Annotated in this window: 19 protein-coding genes; 17 read left to right on the top strand and 2 right to left on the bottom strand. The window is 34.4% G+C overall.

The window, feature by feature from the left end:
• The first annotated feature begins 210 nt into the window (after positions 1 to 210).
• The 14 genes from fapR (at position 211) to rplS (ending at position 13809) form a co-directional block, all read left to right on the top strand.
• Positions 211 to 780 (top strand): transcription factor FapR, encoded by a 570-nt coding sequence (gene fapR / locus MT340_RS08115; RefSeq protein WP_070373179.1) that lies wholly within the window; start codon positions 211 to 213, stop codon positions 778 to 780.
• Positions 773 to 1759, top strand: a complete 987-nt coding sequence (gene plsX / locus MT340_RS08110; RefSeq protein ID WP_243603746.1) for a phosphate acyltransferase PlsX — start codon at positions 773 to 775, stop codon at positions 1757 to 1759. The genes fapR and plsX overlap by 8 nt, the downstream gene beginning before the upstream one ends.
• Positions 1752 to 2678, top strand: a complete 927-nt coding sequence (gene fabD, locus MT340_RS08105; RefSeq protein ID WP_243589508.1) for an ACP S-malonyltransferase — start codon at positions 1752 to 1754, stop codon at positions 2676 to 2678. The genes plsX and fabD overlap by 8 nt, the downstream gene beginning before the upstream one ends.
• A complete protein-coding gene (gene fabG / locus MT340_RS08100; RefSeq protein ID WP_103297870.1) occupies positions 2671 to 3408 on the top strand; it encodes a 3-oxoacyl-[acyl-carrier-protein] reductase in 738 nt (245 codons plus the stop codon). Before fabD ends, fabG begins: the two co-directional genes overlap by 8 nt.
• Positions 3409 to 3550: 142 nt before the next feature.
• Positions 3551 to 3784, top strand: coding sequence for an acyl carrier protein (locus MT340_RS08095; protein ID WP_243603745.1), 234 nt, complete (start codon positions 3551 to 3553; stop codon positions 3782 to 3784).
• A gap of 109 nt (positions 3785 to 3893) precedes the next feature.
• On the top strand, positions 3894 to 4595 hold the full coding sequence (rnc, locus tag MT340_RS08090; RefSeq protein ID WP_279390712.1) for a ribonuclease III: 702 nt from the start codon (positions 3894 to 3896) through the stop codon (positions 4593 to 4595).
• Between the two features lie 75 nt (positions 4596 to 4670).
• Positions 4671 to 8240, top strand: a complete 3570-nt coding sequence (gene smc / locus MT340_RS08085; RefSeq protein WP_243603743.1) for a chromosome segregation protein SMC — start codon at positions 4671 to 4673, stop codon at positions 8238 to 8240.
• Positions 8237 to 9460 (top strand): signal recognition particle-docking protein FtsY, encoded by a 1224-nt coding sequence (ftsY, locus tag MT340_RS08080; RefSeq protein ID WP_243603742.1) that lies wholly within the window; start codon positions 8237 to 8239, stop codon positions 9458 to 9460. The genes smc and ftsY overlap by 4 nt, the downstream gene beginning before the upstream one ends.
• On the top strand, positions 9447 to 9779 hold the full coding sequence (locus MT340_RS08075) for a putative DNA-binding protein (protein ID WP_243589505.1): 333 nt from the start codon (positions 9447 to 9449) through the stop codon (positions 9777 to 9779). The genes ftsY and MT340_RS08075 overlap by 14 nt, the downstream gene beginning before the upstream one ends.
• A gap of 25 nt (positions 9780 to 9804) precedes the next feature.
• Positions 9805 to 11175, top strand: a complete 1371-nt coding sequence (gene ffh, locus MT340_RS08070; protein ID WP_243589504.1) for a signal recognition particle protein — start codon at positions 9805 to 9807, stop codon at positions 11173 to 11175.
• A gap of 372 nt (positions 11176 to 11547) precedes the next feature.
• On the top strand, positions 11548 to 11823 hold the full coding sequence (gene rpsP, locus MT340_RS08065; RefSeq protein ID WP_103297864.1) for a 30S ribosomal protein S16: 276 nt from the start codon (positions 11548 to 11550) through the stop codon (positions 11821 to 11823).
• A 290-nt stretch (positions 11824 to 12113) separates the two neighbouring features.
• Positions 12114 to 12617, top strand: a complete 504-nt coding sequence (rimM, locus tag MT340_RS08060; RefSeq protein ID WP_103297863.1) for a ribosome maturation factor RimM — start codon at positions 12114 to 12116, stop codon at positions 12615 to 12617.
• Positions 12617 to 13354: a tRNA (guanosine(37)-N1)-methyltransferase TrmD gene (gene trmD / locus MT340_RS08055; RefSeq protein WP_243590255.1), complete on the top strand. Its 738-nt coding sequence runs from the start codon at positions 12617 to 12619 to the stop codon at positions 13352 to 13354. The genes rimM and trmD overlap by 1 nt, the downstream gene beginning before the upstream one ends.
• A gap of 104 nt (positions 13355 to 13458) precedes the next feature.
• Positions 13459 to 13809 (top strand): 50S ribosomal protein L19, encoded by a 351-nt coding sequence (rplS, locus tag MT340_RS08050; RefSeq protein ID WP_103297861.1) that lies wholly within the window; start codon positions 13459 to 13461, stop codon positions 13807 to 13809.
• Positions 13810 to 13916: 107 nt separating this feature from the next.
• Here the strand turns inward: rplS and MT340_RS08045 are convergent, their stop codons facing one another.
• The gene (locus tag MT340_RS08045; protein ID WP_243589503.1) at positions 13917 to 16550 is read right to left on the bottom strand and encodes a YfhO family protein; all 2634 of its coding nucleotides are present in this window, start codon (positions 16548 to 16550) and stop codon (positions 13917 to 13919) included.
• A 1-nt stretch (position 16551) separates the two neighbouring features.
• On the bottom strand, positions 16552 to 19143 hold the full coding sequence (locus tag MT340_RS08040) for a YfhO family protein (RefSeq protein WP_243589502.1): 2592 nt from the start codon (positions 19141 to 19143) through the stop codon (positions 16552 to 16554).
• A gap of 239 nt (positions 19144 to 19382) precedes the next feature.
• Between MT340_RS08040 and ylqF the strand changes: the two genes are divergently transcribed.
• The 3 genes from ylqF (at position 19383) to sucC (ending at position 22295) form a co-directional block, all read left to right on the top strand.
• Positions 19383 to 20267, top strand: coding sequence for a ribosome biogenesis GTPase YlqF (gene ylqF, locus MT340_RS08035; RefSeq protein WP_243603741.1), 885 nt, complete (start codon positions 19383 to 19385; stop codon positions 20265 to 20267).
• Complete coding sequence (locus MT340_RS08030) at positions 20251 to 21018, top strand: ribonuclease HII (protein ID WP_243603740.1); 768 nt, start codon at positions 20251 to 20253, stop codon at positions 21016 to 21018. Before ylqF ends, MT340_RS08030 begins: the two co-directional genes overlap by 17 nt.
• Before the next feature lie 110 nt (positions 21019 to 21128).
• Positions 21129 to 22295, top strand: coding sequence for an ADP-forming succinate--CoA ligase subunit beta (gene sucC / locus MT340_RS08025; RefSeq protein ID WP_103297856.1), 1167 nt, complete (start codon positions 21129 to 21131; stop codon positions 22293 to 22295).

The raw sequence follows: 22295 nt of genomic DNA, 5'->3' as shown, positions 1-22295 counted from the left end.
TTCTTCTTTAGAAGTTAGTGGTATTTACACATGAGCTTTAGCTCATGTGTTCCTTTTCTTAGCTTTGATTAATAATATGTTTTTGCCTTTTCTGAAAAAGGGGACAAGGTAGGATGATATTTGTTGAGCTTCTTAAATAGAAAGTGTTATGATATGTGAGGAATGTTTAAGACTTGGTACTAAATTCGTGTGTAGAGGGGGGGACTTTATTTGAAAATGAAGAAAGACGAACGTCGTCAAGCCATTCAAAAGGCAATTGATTTGAACCCCTTTATGACGGATAGTGCGCTGTGTGAAATGTTTGGTGTGAGTATTCAAACGATTAGGTTAGATCGCACGTATCTTAATATTCCTGAGTTGCGCAAGCGTATTAAGTTAGTAGCTGAGCAAAATTATGAGCAGATTCGTGCATTAGAGGCTAATGAAGTGATAGGTGACTTGATTCAAGTTGCGCCTAATGAATCAGCGCAATCGATTATTGAAGTAACAGAAGAATCGGTATTTGCGAAGACTCAAATTGCACGTGGTCATGTGTTATTTGCGCAGGCGAATTCGTTATGTGTAGCATTGATACATAAATCGACAGTTCTGACACAGGAAAGTTCGATTAAATTTATTGAAAAAGTGAAGTTACATGATACTGTAAGAGCAGAAGCACATGTGACTGACCAAACAACGCATCATTATTTTATAAAAGTTAACTCTTATGTTAAAGATACTTTAGTGTTTCAAGGCACGTTTAAAATGTTTTATATAAGCGAGGATGAAGCAAATGGTTAAAATTGCGATAGATATGATGGGTGGCGATGATGCCCCTGGTATCGTGTTAGAGGCTGTTGAAAAAGCGGTTAATGATTTTAAAGATTTGGAAATTATTCTTTTTGGTGATGAAAAACAATATACGCTCAATCATGAACGTATTGAATTTAGACATTGTTCTGAAAAAATTGAAATGGAAGACGAACCAGTTAGAGCCATTAAACGTAAAAAAGATAGTTCAATGGTACGTATGGCTGAAGCGGTTAAAAATGGCGAAGCAGATGGTTGTGTTTCAGCTGGTAACACAGGTGCATTAATGTCTGCTGGGTTATTTATTGTAGGTCGCATTAAAGGCGTAGCACGTCCAGCTCTTGTCGTTACATTACCAACGATTGATGGTAAAGGCTTTACATTCTTAGATGTAGGTGCCAATGCGGATGCTAAACCAGAACATTTATTACAATACGCACAACTTGGTAATATTTATGCTAAAAAAGTGCGTGGCCTCAATAATCCAAAATTATCACTATTAAATATTGGTACTGAGCCAGCTAAAGGTAATTCATTAACGAAAAAAGCGTATCAATTATTAAGTGAAGATGGCAGCTTTAACTTCACTGGTAATATCGAAGCAAAAACGTTAATGGAAGGTAACACAGATGTTGTTGTAACAGATGGTTACACTGGTAACATGGTATTAAAAAACATTGAAGGTACTGCGAAATCTATCGGTAAAATGTTGAAAGAAACATTATTAGGTAGCTTCAAAAATAAATTAGCTGCAGCTGTATTGAAAAAAGATTTAGATACGTTTGCTAAGAAAATGGACTATGCAGAGTATGGCGGAGCAGTATTATTAGGCTTAGATGGTACTGTAGTTAAAGCTCACGGTGGTTCAAATGCGCGTGCATTTTACTCAGCAATTCGCCAAGCTAAAATTGCTGGAGATGAAAAGATTGTTGAAATTATGAGAGAAACGGTAGGTAATCAAGATGAGTAAAATTGCGATTGTTTTTCCTGGACAAGGTGCTCAAAAAGTTGGAATGGCAAATGATTTATACAATGAAGATGCTAAAGCAACAGAGATATTAAATTCAGCACAAGAAGCAGTAGATTTTGACTTATTAGAAACAATGTTTACTGATAGCGAAGGGAAATTAGGCGAAACTGAGAATACACAACCCGCATTGTTAACGCATAGTGCAGCATTATTAAATGCACTTGAAAATATTAATGCAGATTATACAATGGGGCATAGTTTAGGTGAATATTCAAGTTTAGTAGCTGCTGACGTATTAAACTTCGAAGACGCTGTTAAAATTGTACGTAAACGTGGTCAATTAATGGCACAAGCGTTTCCAAATGGTGTAGGCAGTATGGCAGCGGTACTAGGTTTAAGTTATGAAGAAGTGGACAAAATCTGTAAAGACTTATCTACTGAAGATGAATTAATTGAACCAGCAAACATTAACTGTCCTGGACAAATTGTTGTGTCTGGCCATAAAACATTAATTGATAAATTAGCAGAAGAAGGCAAGTCACTTGGCGCTAAACGTGTATTACCTTTAGCTGTGTCTGGACCGTTCCATTCATCAATGATGCAAGTCATTGAAAAAGATTTCGAAGCTTATATTAATCAATTTGATTGGCATGATGCTAAATTCCCTATCGTGCAAAATGTTAACGCTGAAGGCGAAACAGATGCTGAAACAATCAAACAAAATATGGTTAAACAATTATATTCACCAGTTCAATTTATTAAATCAACAGAATGGTTAATCGACCAAGGCGTTGATCATTTTATTGAAATTGGACCTGGCAAAGTATTATCTGGTTTAATTAAAAAAATTAATCGTGATGTTAAATTAACATCTATTCAAACTCTAGAAGATGTGAAAGGATGGAATCAACATGACTAACAAGAATGCATTAGTAACTGGTGCTTCAAGAGGCATTGGTCGTAGTATTGCGTTACAATTAGCTGAAGATGGCTTTAACGTAGCTGTAAACTATGCAGGTAATAAAGAAAAAGCAGAAGCAGTAGTAGCTGAAATTAAAGAAAAAGGCGTAGAAAGCTTTGCGATTCAAGCAAACGTTGCTGAAGGCGATGAAGTTAAAGCAATGATTAAAGAAGTTGTGAGTCAATTTGGTTCATTAGATGTACTTGTAAACAACGCTGGTATTACGCGTGATAACCTATTAATGCGTATGAAAGAGCAAGAATGGGATGACGTAATTAATACAAACTTAAAAGGTACATTCAATTGTATTCAAAAAGCTACACCACAAATGTTACGTCAACGTGGCGGTGCTATCATCAACTTATCAAGTATTGTTGGTGCTATGGGTAACCCTGGCCAAGCAAACTATGTTGCAACAAAAGCAGGTATTGAAGGCTTAACTAAATCAAGTGCACGTGAACTTGCATCACGTGGTATTACAGTGAATGCTGTAGCACCTGGTTTTATTGTTTCAGATATGACAAATGCTTTAAATGATGACTTAAAATCACAAATGTTAGAACAAATTCCATTATCACGTTTTGGTGAAGATAAAGACATCGCTTATACAGTAGCATTTTTAGCCTCTGAAAGAGCTAAATACATCACAGGCCAAACAATCCATGTGAATGGTGGCATGTACATGTAAGGTTAAATTTCGAGGTCAGAATTTATACTTTACTTAGTGTAAATAGTATCTTTACAATGCTAATAAATGCTTGTATTTTAACCACTAAAATGGGAAAATAAAATAGTCTATGGATAGACACTTTTAAAGGAGGTGAATCGACGTGGAAAACTTCGATAAAGTAAAAGATATCATCGTTGACCGTTTAGGTGTTGATGCTGACAAAGTAACTGAAGATGCATCATTCAAAGATGATTTAGGCGCTGACTCACTTGATATCGCTGAATTAGTAATGGAATTAGAAGATGAATTTGGTACTGAAATTCCTGATGAAGAAGCTGAAAAAATCAACACTGTTGGTGATGCTGCTAAGTATATCAATAGTCTTGAAAAATAAAAAACCTACATCTGAGTCGTCTACAGGATGGCTCAGATTTTTTCATAAGAATCAATCATAGAATAGATAAAATGGAGGTTCTAGTGTGACAAATCCAAAGAAAATAGCAATGGTAAATGAGTTTCGACAACAATTTTCGAAAAAAATGAAATCGCTTGGATTTGAATATTCAAATATCGAATTATATCAACAAGCATTTTCACACTCGAGTTTTATAAATGATTTCAATATGGATCGTTTAGAACACAATGAACGTTTAGAATTTTTAGGAGATGCGGTATTAGAATTGACGGTTTCACGTTATCTTTTTGATAAACATCCTGACTTGCCGGAAGGGAATTTAACTAAAATGCGTGCAACAATTGTATGTGAGCCCTCACTTGTAATATTTGCAAATAAAATCGGTTTAAACCAATTAATTCTATTAGGTAAAGGTGAAGAAAAAACGGGAGGAAGAACACGTCCATCTCTAATTTCAGATGCGTTTGAAGCATTTGTAGGCGCTTTATACCTTGATCAAGGCTTAGAGGTCGTTTGGCAATTCGCTGAGAAAGTGATATTCCCCCATGTTGAAGATAATGAATTAATAGGTGTTGTAGATTTTAAAACACAATTCCAAGAATTTGTTCATAGTCAAAATAAAGGAGACGTAACATATCGCCTTATTAAAGAGGAAGGTCCCGCCCATCATCGCCTATTCACGTCTGAAGTGATTTTGGAAAATGAGGCAGTCGCAACGGGACAAGGAAAAACGAAAAAAGAATCCGAACAAAAAGCAGCTGAACAAGCCTATACTAAATTAAAACAATAAAACACTTTAAAAGAATGATATTAATAATTGTCCCTTATCATCAAGAATGAGTATGAAGGTATTAAGGAGAATAGAATGGTTTATTTAAAATCAATTGATGCCATTGGTTTCAAATCATTTGCCGACCACACGAATGTGCAATTCGATAAAGGAGTGACGGCAATTGTAGGACCAAATGGTAGTGGGAAAAGTAATATCACAGATGCCATTAAATGGGTACTAGGTGAACAATCAGCTAAATCCCTTCGCGGCTCTAAAATGGAAGATATTATCTTTTCAGGAGCAGAACATCGAAATGCTCAAAACTATGCAGAAGTACAACTTAATTTAGATAACTCTACCAGACAATTACAAATTGATGCTGATAATATCGTTGTGACACGCCGATTATACCGCAGTGGTGAAAGTGAATATTATTTAAATAACGATCGAGCACGCTTACGAGATATTACTGAACTATTTTTAGATTCTGGTTTAGGAAAAGAAGCATTTAGTATTATCTCTCAAGGAAAAGTAGACGAAATTTTAAATGCAAAACCTATCGATAGACGCCAAATTCTAGAAGAATCTGCGGGTGTGCTTAAATATAAAAAGCGTAAAGCAGAGTCATTACAAAAACTTGGCCAAACTGAAGATAATTTATCTCGAGTGGAAGATATATTGTACGATTTAGAAGGACGTGTAGAGCCACTTAAGGCTGAGGCATCGATAGCTAAAGAATATTTACAATTATCTAAAGAAATGAAACAAAGTGATGTGATTGTCACTGTGCATGACATCGATCAGTATACAGAGGATAATCGACAATTAGATAATAGATTAAATGAGTTGAAAAGCCAACAAGCTGACAAAGAAGCGAAACAAGCTCAAATTACACAATATTTACAAAAACAAAAGACGAAACGTCAACAAATAGATACTGATGTAGAACAACTCAATCATGACTTAATCAAAGCCACAGAAGAGTATGAGAAATTCACTGGTCAGCTTAATGTCTTAGAAGAAAGAAAACGCAATCAATCTGAAACTAATGCACGTTTCGAAGAAGAAATTGAAAATCTTAATGAAGAATTAAGTAATGCTGAAAAAGAAAAAGAGGAGATTGCGCAACAACTTGTCTCTTTAAAAGATAAACAAAAAGACTTAAATGCAGAAATACGTGATTTAGAATCTAAGCTTTATATTTCTGATGAACAGCATGAAGAAAAACTTGAAGCCATAAAAAATGATTATTATGAATTAATGTCAGAGCAATCTGATGTTAATAATGACATTCGCTTTTTAGAACATACGCTTAAAGAAAACGAGGCTAAAAAATCACGTTTAGATACACGTTTGGTTGAAGCTTTTAATCAATTGAAAGAAATACAAAAAGAAATTTCAATTACTGAAGAACGTCATCAAACTATTTCAAATCAATTCAAAGATGTTGAAAAACAAATTCAACAGCAAGAAAAAGCGCTCTCAGATGCAAAACAGTCACAGACTGAGTATGAAGATAAACTGTACCAAGCGTATCGCTATACCGATAAAATGAGAGCGCGAATTGAAAGTTTAGAGACGCAAGAGGAAGAATATTCTTATTTCTTTAATGGCGTTAAACATGTGTTAAAAGCAAAAGGTAGTACACTACAAGGTATTCACGGTGCAGTAGCAGAAGTTATTCAAGTGCCTTCAGAACTAACACAAGCGATTGAAACGGCGTTAGGTGCTTCTTTACAACATGTCATTGTTGAAACTGAAAAAGAAGGGCGCCAAGCCATTCAATTCTTAAAACAAAAAGGCCTAGGAAGAGCAACGTTCTTACCATTAAATGTAATCAAACCTCGCATGCTGTCAGCAGACATAAAAAGAACAGCGCAAAATTCCAATGGCTTCATTAATGTTGCCTCAGAAGCGGTTTCAGTAAGCAAACAGTATCAAGCTATTGTTGATAATCTTTTAGGCACAACAATCGTTGTCGATAATTTGAAAAATGCTAATGAACTTGCAAAAGCCATACAATATAAAACGCGTATTGTCACATTAGAGGGCGACATCGTTAACCCAGGTGGTTCAATGACAGGTGGTGGCGCTCGTAAAACGAAAAGTATTTTATCTCAAAAAGATGAACTTACTACGATGCGTGCCCAGTTGAAAAATTATGAACAGCAAACTCAAGACTTCGAACATCAATTACAAACACATAAACAAAAAGTTGAAAGTTTAAGTGATAAATATATTGAGTTAAATCAACAATATAATGACTTAAAAGAACAATCTCATAATGAAGCGTTAGCTTTAGATCGCTTGAAAACACAAGAAGCACATATTAAAGATGAGCATGAAGAATTTGAATTTGAAAAAAATGATGGTTACCAAAGTGAGACAAGCCGATTAACGCTAACAGAAAAACAAAATCGATTAGTTGAAATTCAAACACAACTTACACAACTTGAAAAAGATATTGAGCGTTATACACAACTATCTAAAGAAGATAAAGAATCAACCTCAAAAATGCAACAGCACTTAAACCAAAAACGTTCTGATCTAGCAGTAATTAAAGAACGTATTAATGCGCAAAAATCTTCATTAGATCGTGCAGAAAAACAAATTAGCAATATTCAGCAACAATTAACAAATGTTAATGAAAAGATTGAATTGTTTAATTCAGATGAAATGATGGGGCAACAAGCTTTCGATAAATTACAAAACAATATTCAAGAGAAACAAGGGTTACGTGAATCAGTGACTCAACAATTAGAAGAACTGAAACAACAACGGTTAGCCGTTAATGAAGACGTAGAAATTCATGAATATCAATTACAAGAATGTCATCAAGACTTGTTATCAATTGAAAGTTTTTATCAAGATATTAAAGCGCAACAATCTAAATTAGATGTGCTAATTAATCACGCTATTGATCATTTAAATGAAAATTATCAATTAACAGTTGAACGTGCCAGAGAAGAATATCAAGATGATACACCTATTGAAGCGTTACGCAAGAAAGTTAAATTGACAAAAATGTCTATTGATGAATTAGGCCCTGTTAATATCAATGCGATAGAACAATATGAAGAAATTAATGAACGCTATACGTTCTTAAACGATCAACGTAATGATTTGCGAGAAGCGAAACAAACGCTTGAACAAATTATTGAAGAAATGGACCAAGAAGTGAAAGGTCGTTTTAAAGAAACTTTCTTACAAGTTCAATCGCACTTTACTACAGTGTTTCAGTCGTTATTTGGTGGTGGACATGCTAAATTAGAATTGACAGATGATGATTATTTATCAGCGGGGGTAGATATAATTGTTCAACCTCCGGGTAAAAAACTACAACATCTCTCATTATTAAGTGGTGGTGAACGAGCATTAAGTGCAATTGCTTTATTATTCGCAATATTAAAAGTTCGTTCTGCGCCATTTGTTATACTAGATGAAGTAGAGGCTGCACTTGATGAAGCAAATGTCATTCGCTATGCTCAATTTTTAAAAGAATTGTCAGTACAAACTCAATTTATTGTTATTACACATCGTAAAGGAACGATGGAATATTCAGATCGCTTATACGGTGTCACAATGCAAGAATCAGGCGTTTCTAAATTAGTAAGTGTCAATTTAAATACTATAGATGAGGTTATGAAGGAGGAGCAAGGATGAGTTTTTTTAAACGATTAAAAGATAAGTTTTCATCTAAATCTACTGAGGATATTGAACAAGAATTATCTGAAAGCGAAGAGGTAGAGGGTGAGTCACCATCGCAACAAGATGACATGGCAGAGCCTGCCCCTAAGAAGAAACCTCGTAAGTTAAGTGAAGCAGACTTCGATGATGATGGTTTAATTTCAATTGAAGACTTTGAAGAAATTGAAGCTCAAAAAATGGGTGCTAAATTTAAAGCTGGTCTTGAAAAATCACGTCAAAATTTCCAAGAACAACTTAATAATTTAATTGCACGTTATAGAACTGTAGACGAAGATTTCTTCGAAGCCTTAGAAGAAATGTTGATTACAGCGGACGTTGGATTTAACACAGTAATGCAATTAACTGACGAATTACGTACAGAAGCTCAACGTCGTAACATTAAAGAAACTGAAGATTTACGTGAAGTTATCGTTGAAAAAATTGTAGAAATTTATCACCAAGAAGACGATAATTCTGAAGCGATGAACCTTGAAGACGGGCGCCTTAATGTCATTTTAATGGTAGGTGTTAACGGTGTAGGTAAAACAACTACAATCGGGAAATTAGCACATAGATATAAAATGGAAGGAAAAAAAGTCATGCTTGCTGCAGGCGATACATTCAGAGCCGGAGCTATCGAACAATTACAAGTTTGGGGCGACCGTGTCGGTGTAGAAGTTGTTAAGCAAAGTGAAGGTTCAGACCCAGCAGCGGTTGTATATGACGCAATTAATGCTGCGAAAAATAAAGGTGTCGATATTTTAATTTGTGATACAGCTGGACGTTTACAAAATAAATCTAACTTAATGCAAGAATTAGATAAAATGAAACGTGTCATTAGCCGTGCTGTACCAGACGCACCACACGAAGCGTTATTATGTTTAGATGCAACAACTGGTCAAAACGCATTATCACAAGCGCGTTCATTCAAAGAAGTAACGAACGTCTCTGGTATCGTATTAACTAAATTAGATGGTACTGCTAAAGGTGGTATCGTGCTTGCTATCAGAAATGAGCTTCATATCCCAGTTAAATACGTAGGTCTTGGTGAGAAATTAGACGACTTACAACCATTTAACCCAGAAAGTTACGTATACGGCTTATTTGCAGATATGATTGAACAAAATGAAGACATTCCTGATGAAGTTGCTGAATTAGATTTTAATGACGAGGAACATTCGAATGGGGAAAAATGATTTAGTTAAAACCTTACGAATGAATTATTTGTTTGATTTCTATCAATCATTACTTACTGAAAAACAAAGAAATTATCTTGAATTGTTTTACCTAAAGGACTATTCTTTAAGTGAAATTGCAGAGACATTTAATGTGAGTAGACAGGCAGTTTATGATAATATAAGAAGAACTGGCGATTTAGTAGAAGATTATGAAGCTAAGCTCAACTTATATGAAAAATTCGAACAACGTCGTATTATCTATGAAGAAATGAAGAAAACGTTAAATGACCCAGATAAATTAAAACATTATATTACTCAATTAGAAGAATTGGAATAATTTTCAAAAAAGGAGGGCAATTAACATGGCATTTGAAGGATTATCCGATCGCTTGCAAGCCACGATGCAAAAAATCCGTGGTAAAGGTAAAGTCACAGAAGCGGATATTAAAACAATGATGCGTGAAGTACGTCTCGCATTACTTGAAGCCGATGTTAACTTTAAAGTAGTTAAAGACTTCGTAAAGACTGTATCTGATCGTGCTTTAGGTTCAGACGTAATGCAATCTTTAACACCAGGTCAACAGGTCATAAAAATTGTACAAGATGAATTAACACAACTAATGGGTGGAGAAAATTCATCGATTACTATGGCTAATAAACCGCCAACAGTTGTAATGATGGTAGGTTTACAAGGTGCCGGTAAAACAACAACTGCTGGTAAACTAGCATTATTAATGCGTAAAAAATACAACAAAAAACCAATGTTAGTAGCTGCCGATATTTATCGTCCAGCAGCGATTAACCAATTACAAACAGTAGGTAAACAACTTGATGTGCCCGTATATAGTGAAGGGGACCAAGTTAAACCACAACAAATCGTTGAGAATGCCTTAAGTTATGCGAAAGAAGAACACCTTGACTTCGTAATCATCGATACAGCTGGTCGTTTACACATCGATGAAGCGTTAATGAACGAACTTCAAGAAGTTAAAGAAATTTCTAAACCAAATGAAATTATGTTAGTTGTCGATGCAATGACAGGTCAAGATGCCGTTAACGTTGCACAATCATTCGATGATCAATTAGATGTGACAGGTGTCACTTTAACTAAATTAGATGGTGACACTCGTGGTGGTGCTGCGCTATCAATTCGTTCTGTTACTCAAAAACCAATTAAATTTGTCGGTATGAGTGAGAAGATGGACGGTTTAGAACTGTTCCATCCTGAACGTATGGCTTCTCGTATTCTTGGTATGGGTGACGTTTTAAGTCTTATTGAAAAGGCTCAACAAGATGTCGACCAAGAAAAAGCAAAAGACTTAGAAAAGAAAATGCGTGAATCATCATTCACATTGGATGATTTCTTAGAACAATTAGATCAAGTTAAAAACTTAGGTCCACTTGATGACATTATGAAAATGATACCTGGTATGAATAAAATGAAAGGTATCGATAAATTAAATATGAGCGATAAACAAATCGACCATATTAAAGCGATTATCCAATCAATGACACCAAGTGAAAGAGAAAACCCAGCAAGTTTAAATGTTTCACGTAAAAAACGTATCGCTAAAGGTTCAGGTCGTTCTTTACAAGAAGTAAACCGACTAATGAAACAATTTAATGATATGAAGAAAATGATGAAACAATTTACTGGTGGCGGACGTAAAGGCAAAAAAGGTAAACGTAGCCAAATGGAAAATATGCTTAAAGGCATGAACTTACCATTTTAATAGCAATGAAAATATCGAATTCCTTATGAGTAGGAATTCGATATTTTGTGTTGAAATGACCATTTTGATTTTTCAATTTAGGTTAATATGTATGGTTTATTTCATAAAACTATTTTCAAAGGTTCGCCTGAGCTAAAGCTCATGCGCAGTGGTTGATTGGACTTGAAATAAAATATTTCAAGCGCCTAATCAACTGTGCGGGGGTGAGAGGACGAATTCAGAAGAATTCTATCTCACTCCCATAACCAAATCTACGTTTTTGAAAAAACCTAGATTTGGTAAAGAAAAAAGTCTTTACAAAGTTTGATTGAACTGTTAATATTATTTCTTGTAGAAAATAAAAAGTAAAAGATTTAAAGGAGAGTTTTATATATGGCAGTTAAAATTCGTTTAACTCGTTTAGGTTCAAAAAGAAATCCATTCTATCGTATCGTTGTAGCTGACGCACGTGCTCCACGTGACGGTCGTATTATCGAACAAATCGGTACTTACAACCCAGCTAGCGTTAACGCACCAGAAGTTAAAATCGACGAAGAATTAGCTTTAAAATGGTTAAAAGACGGTGCTAAACCAACTGATACAGTTCACAATATCTTATCTAAACAAGGTATTTTAAAAACTTTTGACGAACAAAAGAAAGCTAAATAATTAGTTGATTTTATCGTCAAAATAATTGTAAAGTAGAAAGACTGCTAGAAAACCCTTGTCAATCGAGGAAACGAAATGCGTAACGACGGGAGTTTACTATGAGTAAATGACCTAGGCACGCATAAGATGACAAAGAGTGAAAGAGCTTGTCTACAGTCTAAGCTAAATAATTAGCGAAAGTTTTAACATTTTAAAACTTACCAAAGGCGCCCTTTGTGGCGTCTTTTTATTTAATAAAAAATCATGATACTATGTAAGAAATGAACTTAATGTATTAGGAGGGGCGCAATATGGAAGTTGAAGTGGGGCAGATTGTTAACACGCACGGAATTAAAGGTGAAGTGAAAGTGAAATCTAATTCAGATTTTACGGAAACACGTTTTCAGCCAGGAGAGACATTAATAGTTAAACACAATAATAATGAAATAGCGTTAACCGTTACTTCTTACCGTGTACATAAAGGCTTTCACATGCTTAAATTTGAAGGTATAAATAACATTAATGATGTTGAACAGTATAAGGGAGACTATTTATATCAAGAACGTGATCATGAAGATATTGAATTAGAAGAGAATGAGTTTTATTATTCAGACATCATTGGATGTACAGTGTTTGATGAAGAAGATACACCAATCGGTCGAGTAATCAATATTTTTGAAACAGGTGCGAATGATGTATGGGTAGTGAAAGGTGACAAAGAATATCTTATCCCTTATATTGCCGATGTAGTTAAAGAAGTTGATGTTGAAAATAAATCAATTCGAATTACACCAATGGAAGGATTGTTAGACTAATGAAGATTGATTATTTAACATTATTTCCAGAAATGTTCGATGGTGTGCTTAATCATTCTATTTTAAAACGAGCACAAGATAAGAATATTATTGATGTAAATACTATTAATTTTAGAGATTATGCTGTCAATAAACATAACCAAGTAGATGATTATCCATTTGGTGGCGGTCAAGGCATGGTTTTAAAGCCGGAACCTGTATTTAATGCTATGGAAGATATTCAACGTGATGAGCATACACGTGTGATATTAATGTGTCCTCAAGGGCGTCCATTTTCACAAGAAATAGCACAAGAACTTAGCGAAGCTGAACATATTGTCTTTATCTGTGGACATTATGAAGGCTATGACGAACGTATTCGTGAGCATCTTGTTACGGATGAAATTTCAATGGGTGATTACGTCTTAACAGGAGGCGAGTTACCTGCGATAACGATGACGGATGCGATTGTGCGCCTGATTCCTGGTGTGCTAGGTAATGAGCAATCTCATCAAGATGATTCGTTCTCAGACGGTTTGTTGGAATTTCCGCAATATACGCGTCCAAGAGAATTTAAAAATATGACGGTGCCAGATGTATTATTGTCTGGTAATCATGCTAATATTGAAAAGTGGCGTCATGAACAAAAATTAATTCGTACTTATAATAAGCGTCCTGATTTATTAGAACAGTATCCACTTACTGATGAGGATAAAGAAATTTTAGAAAGCTATAAAAAGCAATTGAAAAACGATTAGTTGTATGCTAATATATATCAAGTGTGAAAAGACACTAAAAATCACTATGATCCGCTGCTATATGTATGTCTAGGCAAGAACATAGGTTGAAGGAGAGTATAAAAATGAGTAATCATAAGTTAATCGAAGCAGTAACTAAATCACAATTACGCACAGACTTACCAGCTTTCCGTACTGGTGACACTTTACGTGTACACGTACGTATCGTGGAAGGTTCACGTGAACGTATCCAAGTATTCGAAGGTGTTGTAATCAAACGCCGTGGTGGAGGAATTTCAGAAACTTTCACAGTTCGTAAAATTTCTTCAGGTGTAGGTGTGGAACGTACATTCCCATTACACACTCCAAAAATCGAAAAAATCGAAGTTAAACGTCGTGGTAAAGTACGTCGTGCTAAATTATACTACTTACGTAGTTTACGTGGTAAAGCTGCTAGAATCCAAGAAATTCGTTAATCAGCATACTGAAGATATTACAAAGATATGGGTTAGTCACAACGCATATCTCAATAAAAAAGACTTCCAACTCATGGCTTCATGCCAAGTTGGAAGTCTTTTTTGTGTTAATGATGATGTGTTGAAGTTTGCTGTCCTTTACGTTTTACCCATAGGCTAAATATTACGCTACCTATGATTCCAATTACACTTAATACTATTAACGTAAATAAGTGAGGTGGTGTATACGTTAAACGAATGTGGGTATCATTTTTATTGACTGGAATTGCAGTCATGATGCCATTTGCTTTTTCAACGTTAACGTCTCTCCCGTTAACCTTTGCTTTCATACCATCTGCATATACAGTTGGTAAAACAACATAACCTGAAGAACCTTTAGATTTTGTAATAGTATAGCCATTTCTATTATCTTTTACTTTTACAGGCTCTAACTCTTTTGAAGCATGTTTTAAGGTATCGTAATTTTCACCATAAATACCTTTTACAGATAAGCGATAATTTCCTTTTGAAAGGTGAATATTTAACTTATCAGATGATTTCACTCTCATTGTGACTGGTGTAACAAAGCGACGATATTTATAGCTTAATGCATTACGATTTTGAACATATTCATTCACACCTACTTCATGTGCTTTATCAGGCGCCAATAATTCTACATCCATTTCTACATACATATCTTTATATTTATCTGCAATAGATTGTGGTAATGATAAAGTTACGCCCCCATCATCTTTCGTTACTTTAAGATGATTTTTATTTTGCCAAGTGGCATTATTTAAAGATTCTTTCGCTTCATCAAGTAAGTTGTCATTACGCTTGAATGATGTATTTGCTTTTTTAGAGTGATTATCTAGCACGACACCTTGTAACATAGCTTGTTCACGATCTAAAGGTGATTTAAGGTCACTAGCATTGTAAATCTTACCAGTAACATGTGCAGCTGGATAATCTATCTTATTTTTAGAATGAAGTAATGTATCTTTGTCCTCAGTGATTGTCTCTGCCTTTTCAAAACCATAAGGCATGTTCAAATCATCAGGGTGACGGAAGCGGTCTTGAACGTCCCACATTGCTTCTAAATTCGCGCGGTTACCTAAATAACGATAGGTACTATTCTTATCCACCGGCATATTGATTTGCATTAATTTATCATAATAATTTAAGATGCTTCCATCGAAAATGCTGGAATATAGGGATATGCCATTATAATGATAAATAAATGGTGAATTTAAAGCGTACATCGACATGTAATCAATGCGATGGAATGGATCGTTACTCGCGTCATTAATATGGTCAATCTTGTTAGCAAGCGCCTTGTTATGATAACTAGGATCATGAACTGTCTTCATTGTAGTGGCATACGGATCAATCGTACGCTCTCTTGAATCATGCGTTAAAACAACTTGTTGTACAACGAAGATAAGAACGATTGCTACCAGTATGGTAGGATGATGTAACCACTTTTTCATCCAAATTAAGAAAGCAAGTATAATCATTAATGCTAATGGTACGACCATCCAATGAACATAGCCTTCAGCAAAGATTAGTTTAAGTATGCCGAAAATGAAGACCGGTACCGCAGCAAATAAATAATGTTTCATCGATAATTCTGATAAATGTTGGATAAATAAAGCAATCAACACACTTGTCGAGAAGGATAAGAAATAAACCCAGCGACGTTGTGGTAATGAGAAACCGTTAAATGCACTATCAAAGTATTGTGAAAGGGAACCAATTAATAAAAACCAAGTAATAATGGCAAAAATACGGTAATAGTAATGTTTGTATAATTTAAACGATAATAATGCGACTAGTGCAATAATTGACACTGTGATATAAAAACCGTTTGAGAAAATGTAATATTTATTTTGAGTTAAATCAGTAAATAACGAAATGTTAAATTCATTATTCTGCTGTCTATCATTATTTAAAAATGAAGACACGCCAGTGTAGAAACCTAAAATACTAGAAAGTAACGCTAAAATTGCGCCACAAGCAAGTAGATAAAATTTTTGCCAACGTGTAACGATATCGTACCGATATGTAAAAATTAGGCGTAATAAGAAATATATGCCTAATACGATGGCTTGATAATAGCTAAAGTAAAAATTGGAAAATAAAGTTAACGCCACTGAAAATATAAATAAGCCGATTTTTCGTTGTTGGAAGAAACGTTCCATTCCCCAAATTGATAATGGTAGGAAAATCAATAAATCACCATAAAACGACCAAGTAAAGTTGTAGTACAGTATGAGCGTTGAAGCGCCATATGAGATAGTCGCTAATAATAATGGTGCGGGTTTTAATTTTAACCATCTAAAACAATAAAATGCACAGATAAATGTAATAATTGTTCTGATGTATGCAACAATCAATTGGTTAAGTGGCCAAAAATCAATTTCATGGGGGTTCCAATTAAATAAAGTATCTCCAAGCCAAATAAAGATGAAATTAACCCATATAATAGGGGAAAGGGAGTAATAATAAGCAAGCCCTTTAACATAGTCGCCCCCTAAACCAAATGATTGGTCATAAAAACCTTTGAATTGAGTAAAATGCTCATATAAATAGAGTTGAAAAGGCATCATTTGTCTGAAACCATCGCCAGAACCACTAAACACATATCCCTCTCTAATATAATCGCGTATAAATGGATAATAAATTGCTAACGACACCAAATTAGCAACGATAAAAATGAATCCAAATGTCCATAATGGTTTAGTCCAAACTTTCTTAATCAATTTATTTCCTCATCTTTCTCTTTTTTGAATTGTTAAGTCTTACAAATATGAAGCTAATCATCATACTAATTAAAGAAATGAATATCATCGTATTCCAATAAGGTGGTTGATACTTAATGGTAATCGTTTTAGCAGATGCATTTACAGGTACACCTGTCATCATGTAATTTACTTTTACTGGATTTACGTGCTCTCCATCCACATAGGCGCGCATGCCATCTCGATAAGGTATATTGATTGAAGCCATTCCTTTACGATGTTTATCTAGATGGACTTCCACACCATTTTTAATATCTGTGTAATTACTATGATCTTTATGTCGATAAGCCTGTTTAAGCGTATCATAATTTTCTCCATTTAAATCGAGTAACTTCATATTAAATTCGCCATCTGGAGATAACATGATAGTAATATTGCCGTTTTTATCAGGTTGCGTACGGTAAAGTTGCGTATCTACACCAGTTCGGTACGTTGAATTATTGAATAGACGATGGTTCGCATAATTATTTACCGCAACCGTATAATTACTATCCGGATTGCCACGTTTAATCATCATTGTAAGATAGAAATCATCATACTTTTCACGTAATGACGCAGGGACATGTAAAGTGATGGTACCGCCTTTACCACCTACAACTTTATATTTATGTTTGTCTAGCTTCTTGATGTTATGAGATTGCATGTCTACTTTATTAAGTAAGTCAGGTGCTTTAGCAGTATACTTAGTCCCTTTGTCTTCCATAATGACGCCATCTAGCATCGCATGTTCTCTATCTATTGCTGTAGTTAAGCTCTTACTATTATAAATATTGTTTGTCACTTTTACTGATGGAAGATTAAGTTTATTTTCATATATTGTGTATTGTCCGCTTGTTTTTATTTTTTGAAAATGCGCAGGCAAATTACCTTGATATTCTTTTAACATTATATAACGAATAGAGAATAAACTTGCGAGATTTTGACGTCCATTAATAGACTGATAGCGACTCAATGATTCTTCAGCTAAATTAATCTTCAAGGCATCGTAATAGAAATCAAGAATATTATGATGGAAGATACTTGAATAAAGACTTAAACCTTTGAAATGTTGATACATCGGCGTATTATCTTGCTCATTCACGCGCCAATCTATACGCTCATCTTCTTGCTTATCGTTCACCATTTCTCTGACAAGCGCGCGTTGTAAATCTGAACTATATAAACTTGAATTTACATAGAAAGTATTGGCACGATCTCGATGATCTTTAAAATAAATTTGATTATTTATAAATACAATAGATACTACAATGCTTAATAAGATAATGGATATTCCATATATATAATTCAGCTTTATACGATTAGACGTATCTTTTATTAATAAAATAATTAAACCAATGAGTGACACTATTGGGACAAGAATTAACCAAGCTACGAACTTATGATATACAATGGCACTACTAAAAATAACTATTTCAGCTATAAGGTTAGATATTATGTAAGTTTTAAGGCTTAACGTACGATAATATTTTAGAAATAGACCAATTAATATGGCTGAATTGAACGCTAGAATAAAGTGCCAACGTTTTTGAGGTGCAGAAAAGCCGTTAAACATTTGGTCCACAAATGGAATAAAACTAAATATAATAAAAATTAAGGTGAGTATCGCAAACAGTCGGTAGTAATAATGTTTATATAATTTAAACGACAATAAAGCCTGGATTGTAATAAACAATATGACAATAAGATAATTATCAAAGAATACATTAGTATTAATGTCTAATTTTTCAAAAACAGGAACGTCACCTGAAAAAGGAATACGTCGATTGTTTAAAAAACTTTGTGCGCCATGGAAGAAAATAAATAAACTGTTACCAAGCGCTAATAATGCACTAATAACTAACAATAACAGGGCTTTTCCACGTGAAATCGTATCTTTAGGATGTCTAAAGATAATACGTATTAATATGTAACCTGCACCTATTAAGCATAAATAATAAGCGAAATAGAAATTATTAATTAATAGTAGTGTGACAGTCACTATGAATAAGCCAAATTTTCGCTTCTGTAATACACGTTCAATTGACAATAGTAGAAGTGGCATCCAAATAAAAACATCACTAAAAAATGGCCAATAAACGGTAAAACGATAGTATAGAGGTGACATGACGAATAGAAAGGCCATGATTAAACTTAGCCATGTATTTTTAGAAATCCATTTAATATATAAATAGGTACAATATAGCGCAATGGCTGCTTTGATAATTGACATAATGAGTGCATCAATCATCCAAAACATTAAATCTTGAGTATGTAATGTTATGAAAGTTTTTAATATTAATATAATAATAACGTTTAAAATAAATAATAAATTAGTAGAGAAGTAATAACTTAAGTCAGTGAAAAAGTCTCCACCTAAACCAAAATCCGTAGCATAAAATAGATTGCCATGACTCCACTTCTCAAATAAATACATTTGAATAGGAACCATTTGCTCCATACCATCATTCGGTCCAGTAAATAAAATGCCGTCATGAATGAAACGGTAAATAATGTAGCTATGGCCAATTAAAGCGAGCGCTAAAAATAAGCATATATGTATTAGAAATTTCTTCATATTTAACCTCTAATGTATTTTAAATCTTTTTCATAATTAAATTGTAGGCTATCCGTGGATAGGAATAAAGTAATTTGGGTATGCCACCTAAGTAATATAACCTCTAATAGTTCACTCATATTAAATACGAATGATAAAATAATAGAGAACATACATGATTAGTGGTGAAGGTTTTAATTTTCAAGTATAATCAAAAAGTTGAAATCGACATAAAATTAATGAAAGCAAGGTGAATGAATATGCCAATTCAATGGTATCCAGGCCATATGGCAAAAGCCAAAAGAGAGGTTACGGAACAATTAAAAAAAGTGGACGTTGTCTTTGAATTAGTCGATGCACGTATTCCATATAGTTCACGCAATCCAATGATCGACGATGTCATTAAGCAAAAACCAAGAGTAGTTATTCTAAATAAGAAAGATATGGCTAATTTAAATGAAATGCAAAAATGGGAGCGCTTCTTTGTAGATAAAGGCTATTATCCTGTAGCAGTCGATGCTAAGCACGGTAAAAATTTAAAAAGCGTAGAAACAGCGGCTATTGAAGCAACTAAAGAAAAGTTTGAAAGAGAAAAAGCAAAAGGATTAAAACCACGTGCCATTCGTGCCATGATTGTAGGTATTCCAAACGTGGGTAAATCAACGCTTATCAATAAATTGGCTAGAAAGAATATCGCTCAAACAGGAAATAAACCTGGCGTTACTAAACAGCAACAATGGATTAAAGTGGGACAATCGCTACAATTATTAGACACACCAGGGATTCTTTGGCCTAAATTCGAAGATGAATTAGTAGGTAAGAAATTAAGTTTAACGGGTGCGATAAAAGACAGTATCGTACATTTGGATGAAGTAGCGATTTATGGTTTAGAATTCTTGATTAAACATGATTTAGAAGGGTTTAAACAACATTATAATATTGATGTGCCTGAAGATGCCGAAATGTTAGAATGGTTCGACGCTATCGGCCGACGTCGAGGGCTATTACAACGTGGTAATGAAGTTGATTATGAAGCGGTCATTGAATTAATTATCAATGAGGTGCGAAATGCTAAAATCGGCACATATTGTTTTGACTTATATGCTGAAATGAAAAGTGAGTTAAACGATGACGCAGACAATTAAAGAAGTCAAAGCATTACTAGCCACAATCACAGATATTGAAGAATTAGATAACCACGAATTAAATGCTGATAGTCGTAAAGGCGTGCAACAAAATATTGCTCAACGTCGCAAACAACTTTTAAAAGAGCAAGAAGTCATTCAGCATTATCAAGTGATGAATAAATATGAGAATGAATTGCTTGAAAGACGCCCTGAAGCATTAATTTGTGGGATAGATGAAGTGGGGCGCGGGCCATTAGCGGGACCTGTAGTGGCTTGCGCTGTCATACTAAATCCGGGTCATCAATATTTAGGATTAGATGATTCGAAAAAAGTCTCACCTGTCAAACGCGAGTTGTTAAATCGACAACTCAAAGAAGGCGTATTAGATTATGCATATGGGGTAGCGAGTGCAGAAGAAATCGACCAGTTAAATATTTATAATGCGACAAAAGTAGCGATGGAACGTGCTATTGCGCAATTGAAACATCAGCCTGATCACTTGTTAATTGATGCGATGACTTTAGATAATTCCGTTCCCCAAACTTCAATTATTAAAGGGGATGCTAAGAGCGTATCGATAGCGGCTGCAAGTATTATGGCAAAAGAGTATCGAGATACATTAATGAAAGAAATTGCTGAAGCATATCCTGGTTATGATTTCGATAAGAATGTAGGTTATGGCACGAAAGCCCATCTTGAAGGTTTGAATCAATTAGGCATAACGCCATATCATCGCAAAAGCTTTGAACCAGTAAAATCTATGTTGTAATTATTTGAATTTTAAATTTATTGCAAAAAATGAAACAGTTTCAGTTTACAATAGCGCTTTCATTTTTTATAATTGAAATGAACTTAACCTAAGAAACAGGAGGATGGAAGATGAATATCCACGAGTATCAAGGTAAAGAAATATTTCGTTCTATGGGCGTAGCAGTTCCAGAAGGACGCGTTGCATTCACTGCTGAAGAAGCAGTAGAAAAGGCGAAAGAATTAGACTCAGATGTTTATGTGGTAAAAGCACAAATCCACGCTGGGGGTAGAGGTAAAGCAGGTGGTGTTAAAATTGCTAAATCACTATCTGAAGTTGAAACTTACGCTAATGAATTATTAGGGAAACAATTAGTTACACACCAAACTGGTCCAGAAGGTAAAGAAGTAAAACGTTTATATATCGAACAAGGTTGCGATATTCAAAAAGAATATTATGTAGGTTTCGTTATTGATCGCGCAACTGATCGTATTACTTTAATGGCTTCTGAAGAAGGTGGTACCGAAATTGAAGAAGTAGCTGCTAAAACTCCAGAAAAAATCTTTAAAGAAACAATCGACCCAGTTGTAGGTTTATCACCTTACCAAGCACGTCGTATTGCTTTCAATATTAACATTCCTAAAGAATCAGTTAATAAAGCAGCGAAATTCTTACTTTCTTTATACAATGTATTTGTAGAAAAAGATTGCTCTATCGTTGAAATTAACCCATTAGTAACAACTGGTGACGGTGACGTTTTAGCTTTAGATGCGAAACTTAACTTTGATGACAATGCTTTATTTAGACATAAAGATATTCAAGAATTACGTGATTTAGAAGAAGAAGATCCAAAAGAAATTGAAGCATCTAAATATGACTTATCATACATCGCATTAGATGGAGATATCGGTTGTATGGTTAACGGTGCTGGTTTAGCTATGGCCACAATGGATACAATTAATCATTTTGGTGGAAATCCAGCTAACTTCCTAGACGTTGGGGGCGGCGCTACTAAAGAAAAAGTTACTGAAGCATTCAAGATCATCTTAGGTGATGACAATGTTAAAGGTATCTTTGTAAATATCTTCGGTGGAATCATGAAATGTGACGTTATCGCTGAAGGTATCGTAGCAGCAGTTAAAGAAGTAGACTTAACTTTACCTTTAGTTGTACGTTTAGAAGGTACTAACGTTGAACGTGGTAAACAAATCTTAAACGATTCAGGATTAGCAATCGAACCAGCAGCTACAATGGCTGAAGGCGCACAAAAAATTGTTAAACTTGTTAAAGAAGCGTAA

Source organism: Staphylococcus sp. NRL 16/872, assembly GCF_022815905.2.
GTDB lineage: Bacteria > Bacillota > Bacilli > Staphylococcales > Staphylococcaceae > Staphylococcus.
This window is presented reverse-complemented; position numbering and strand designations above follow the sequence as displayed.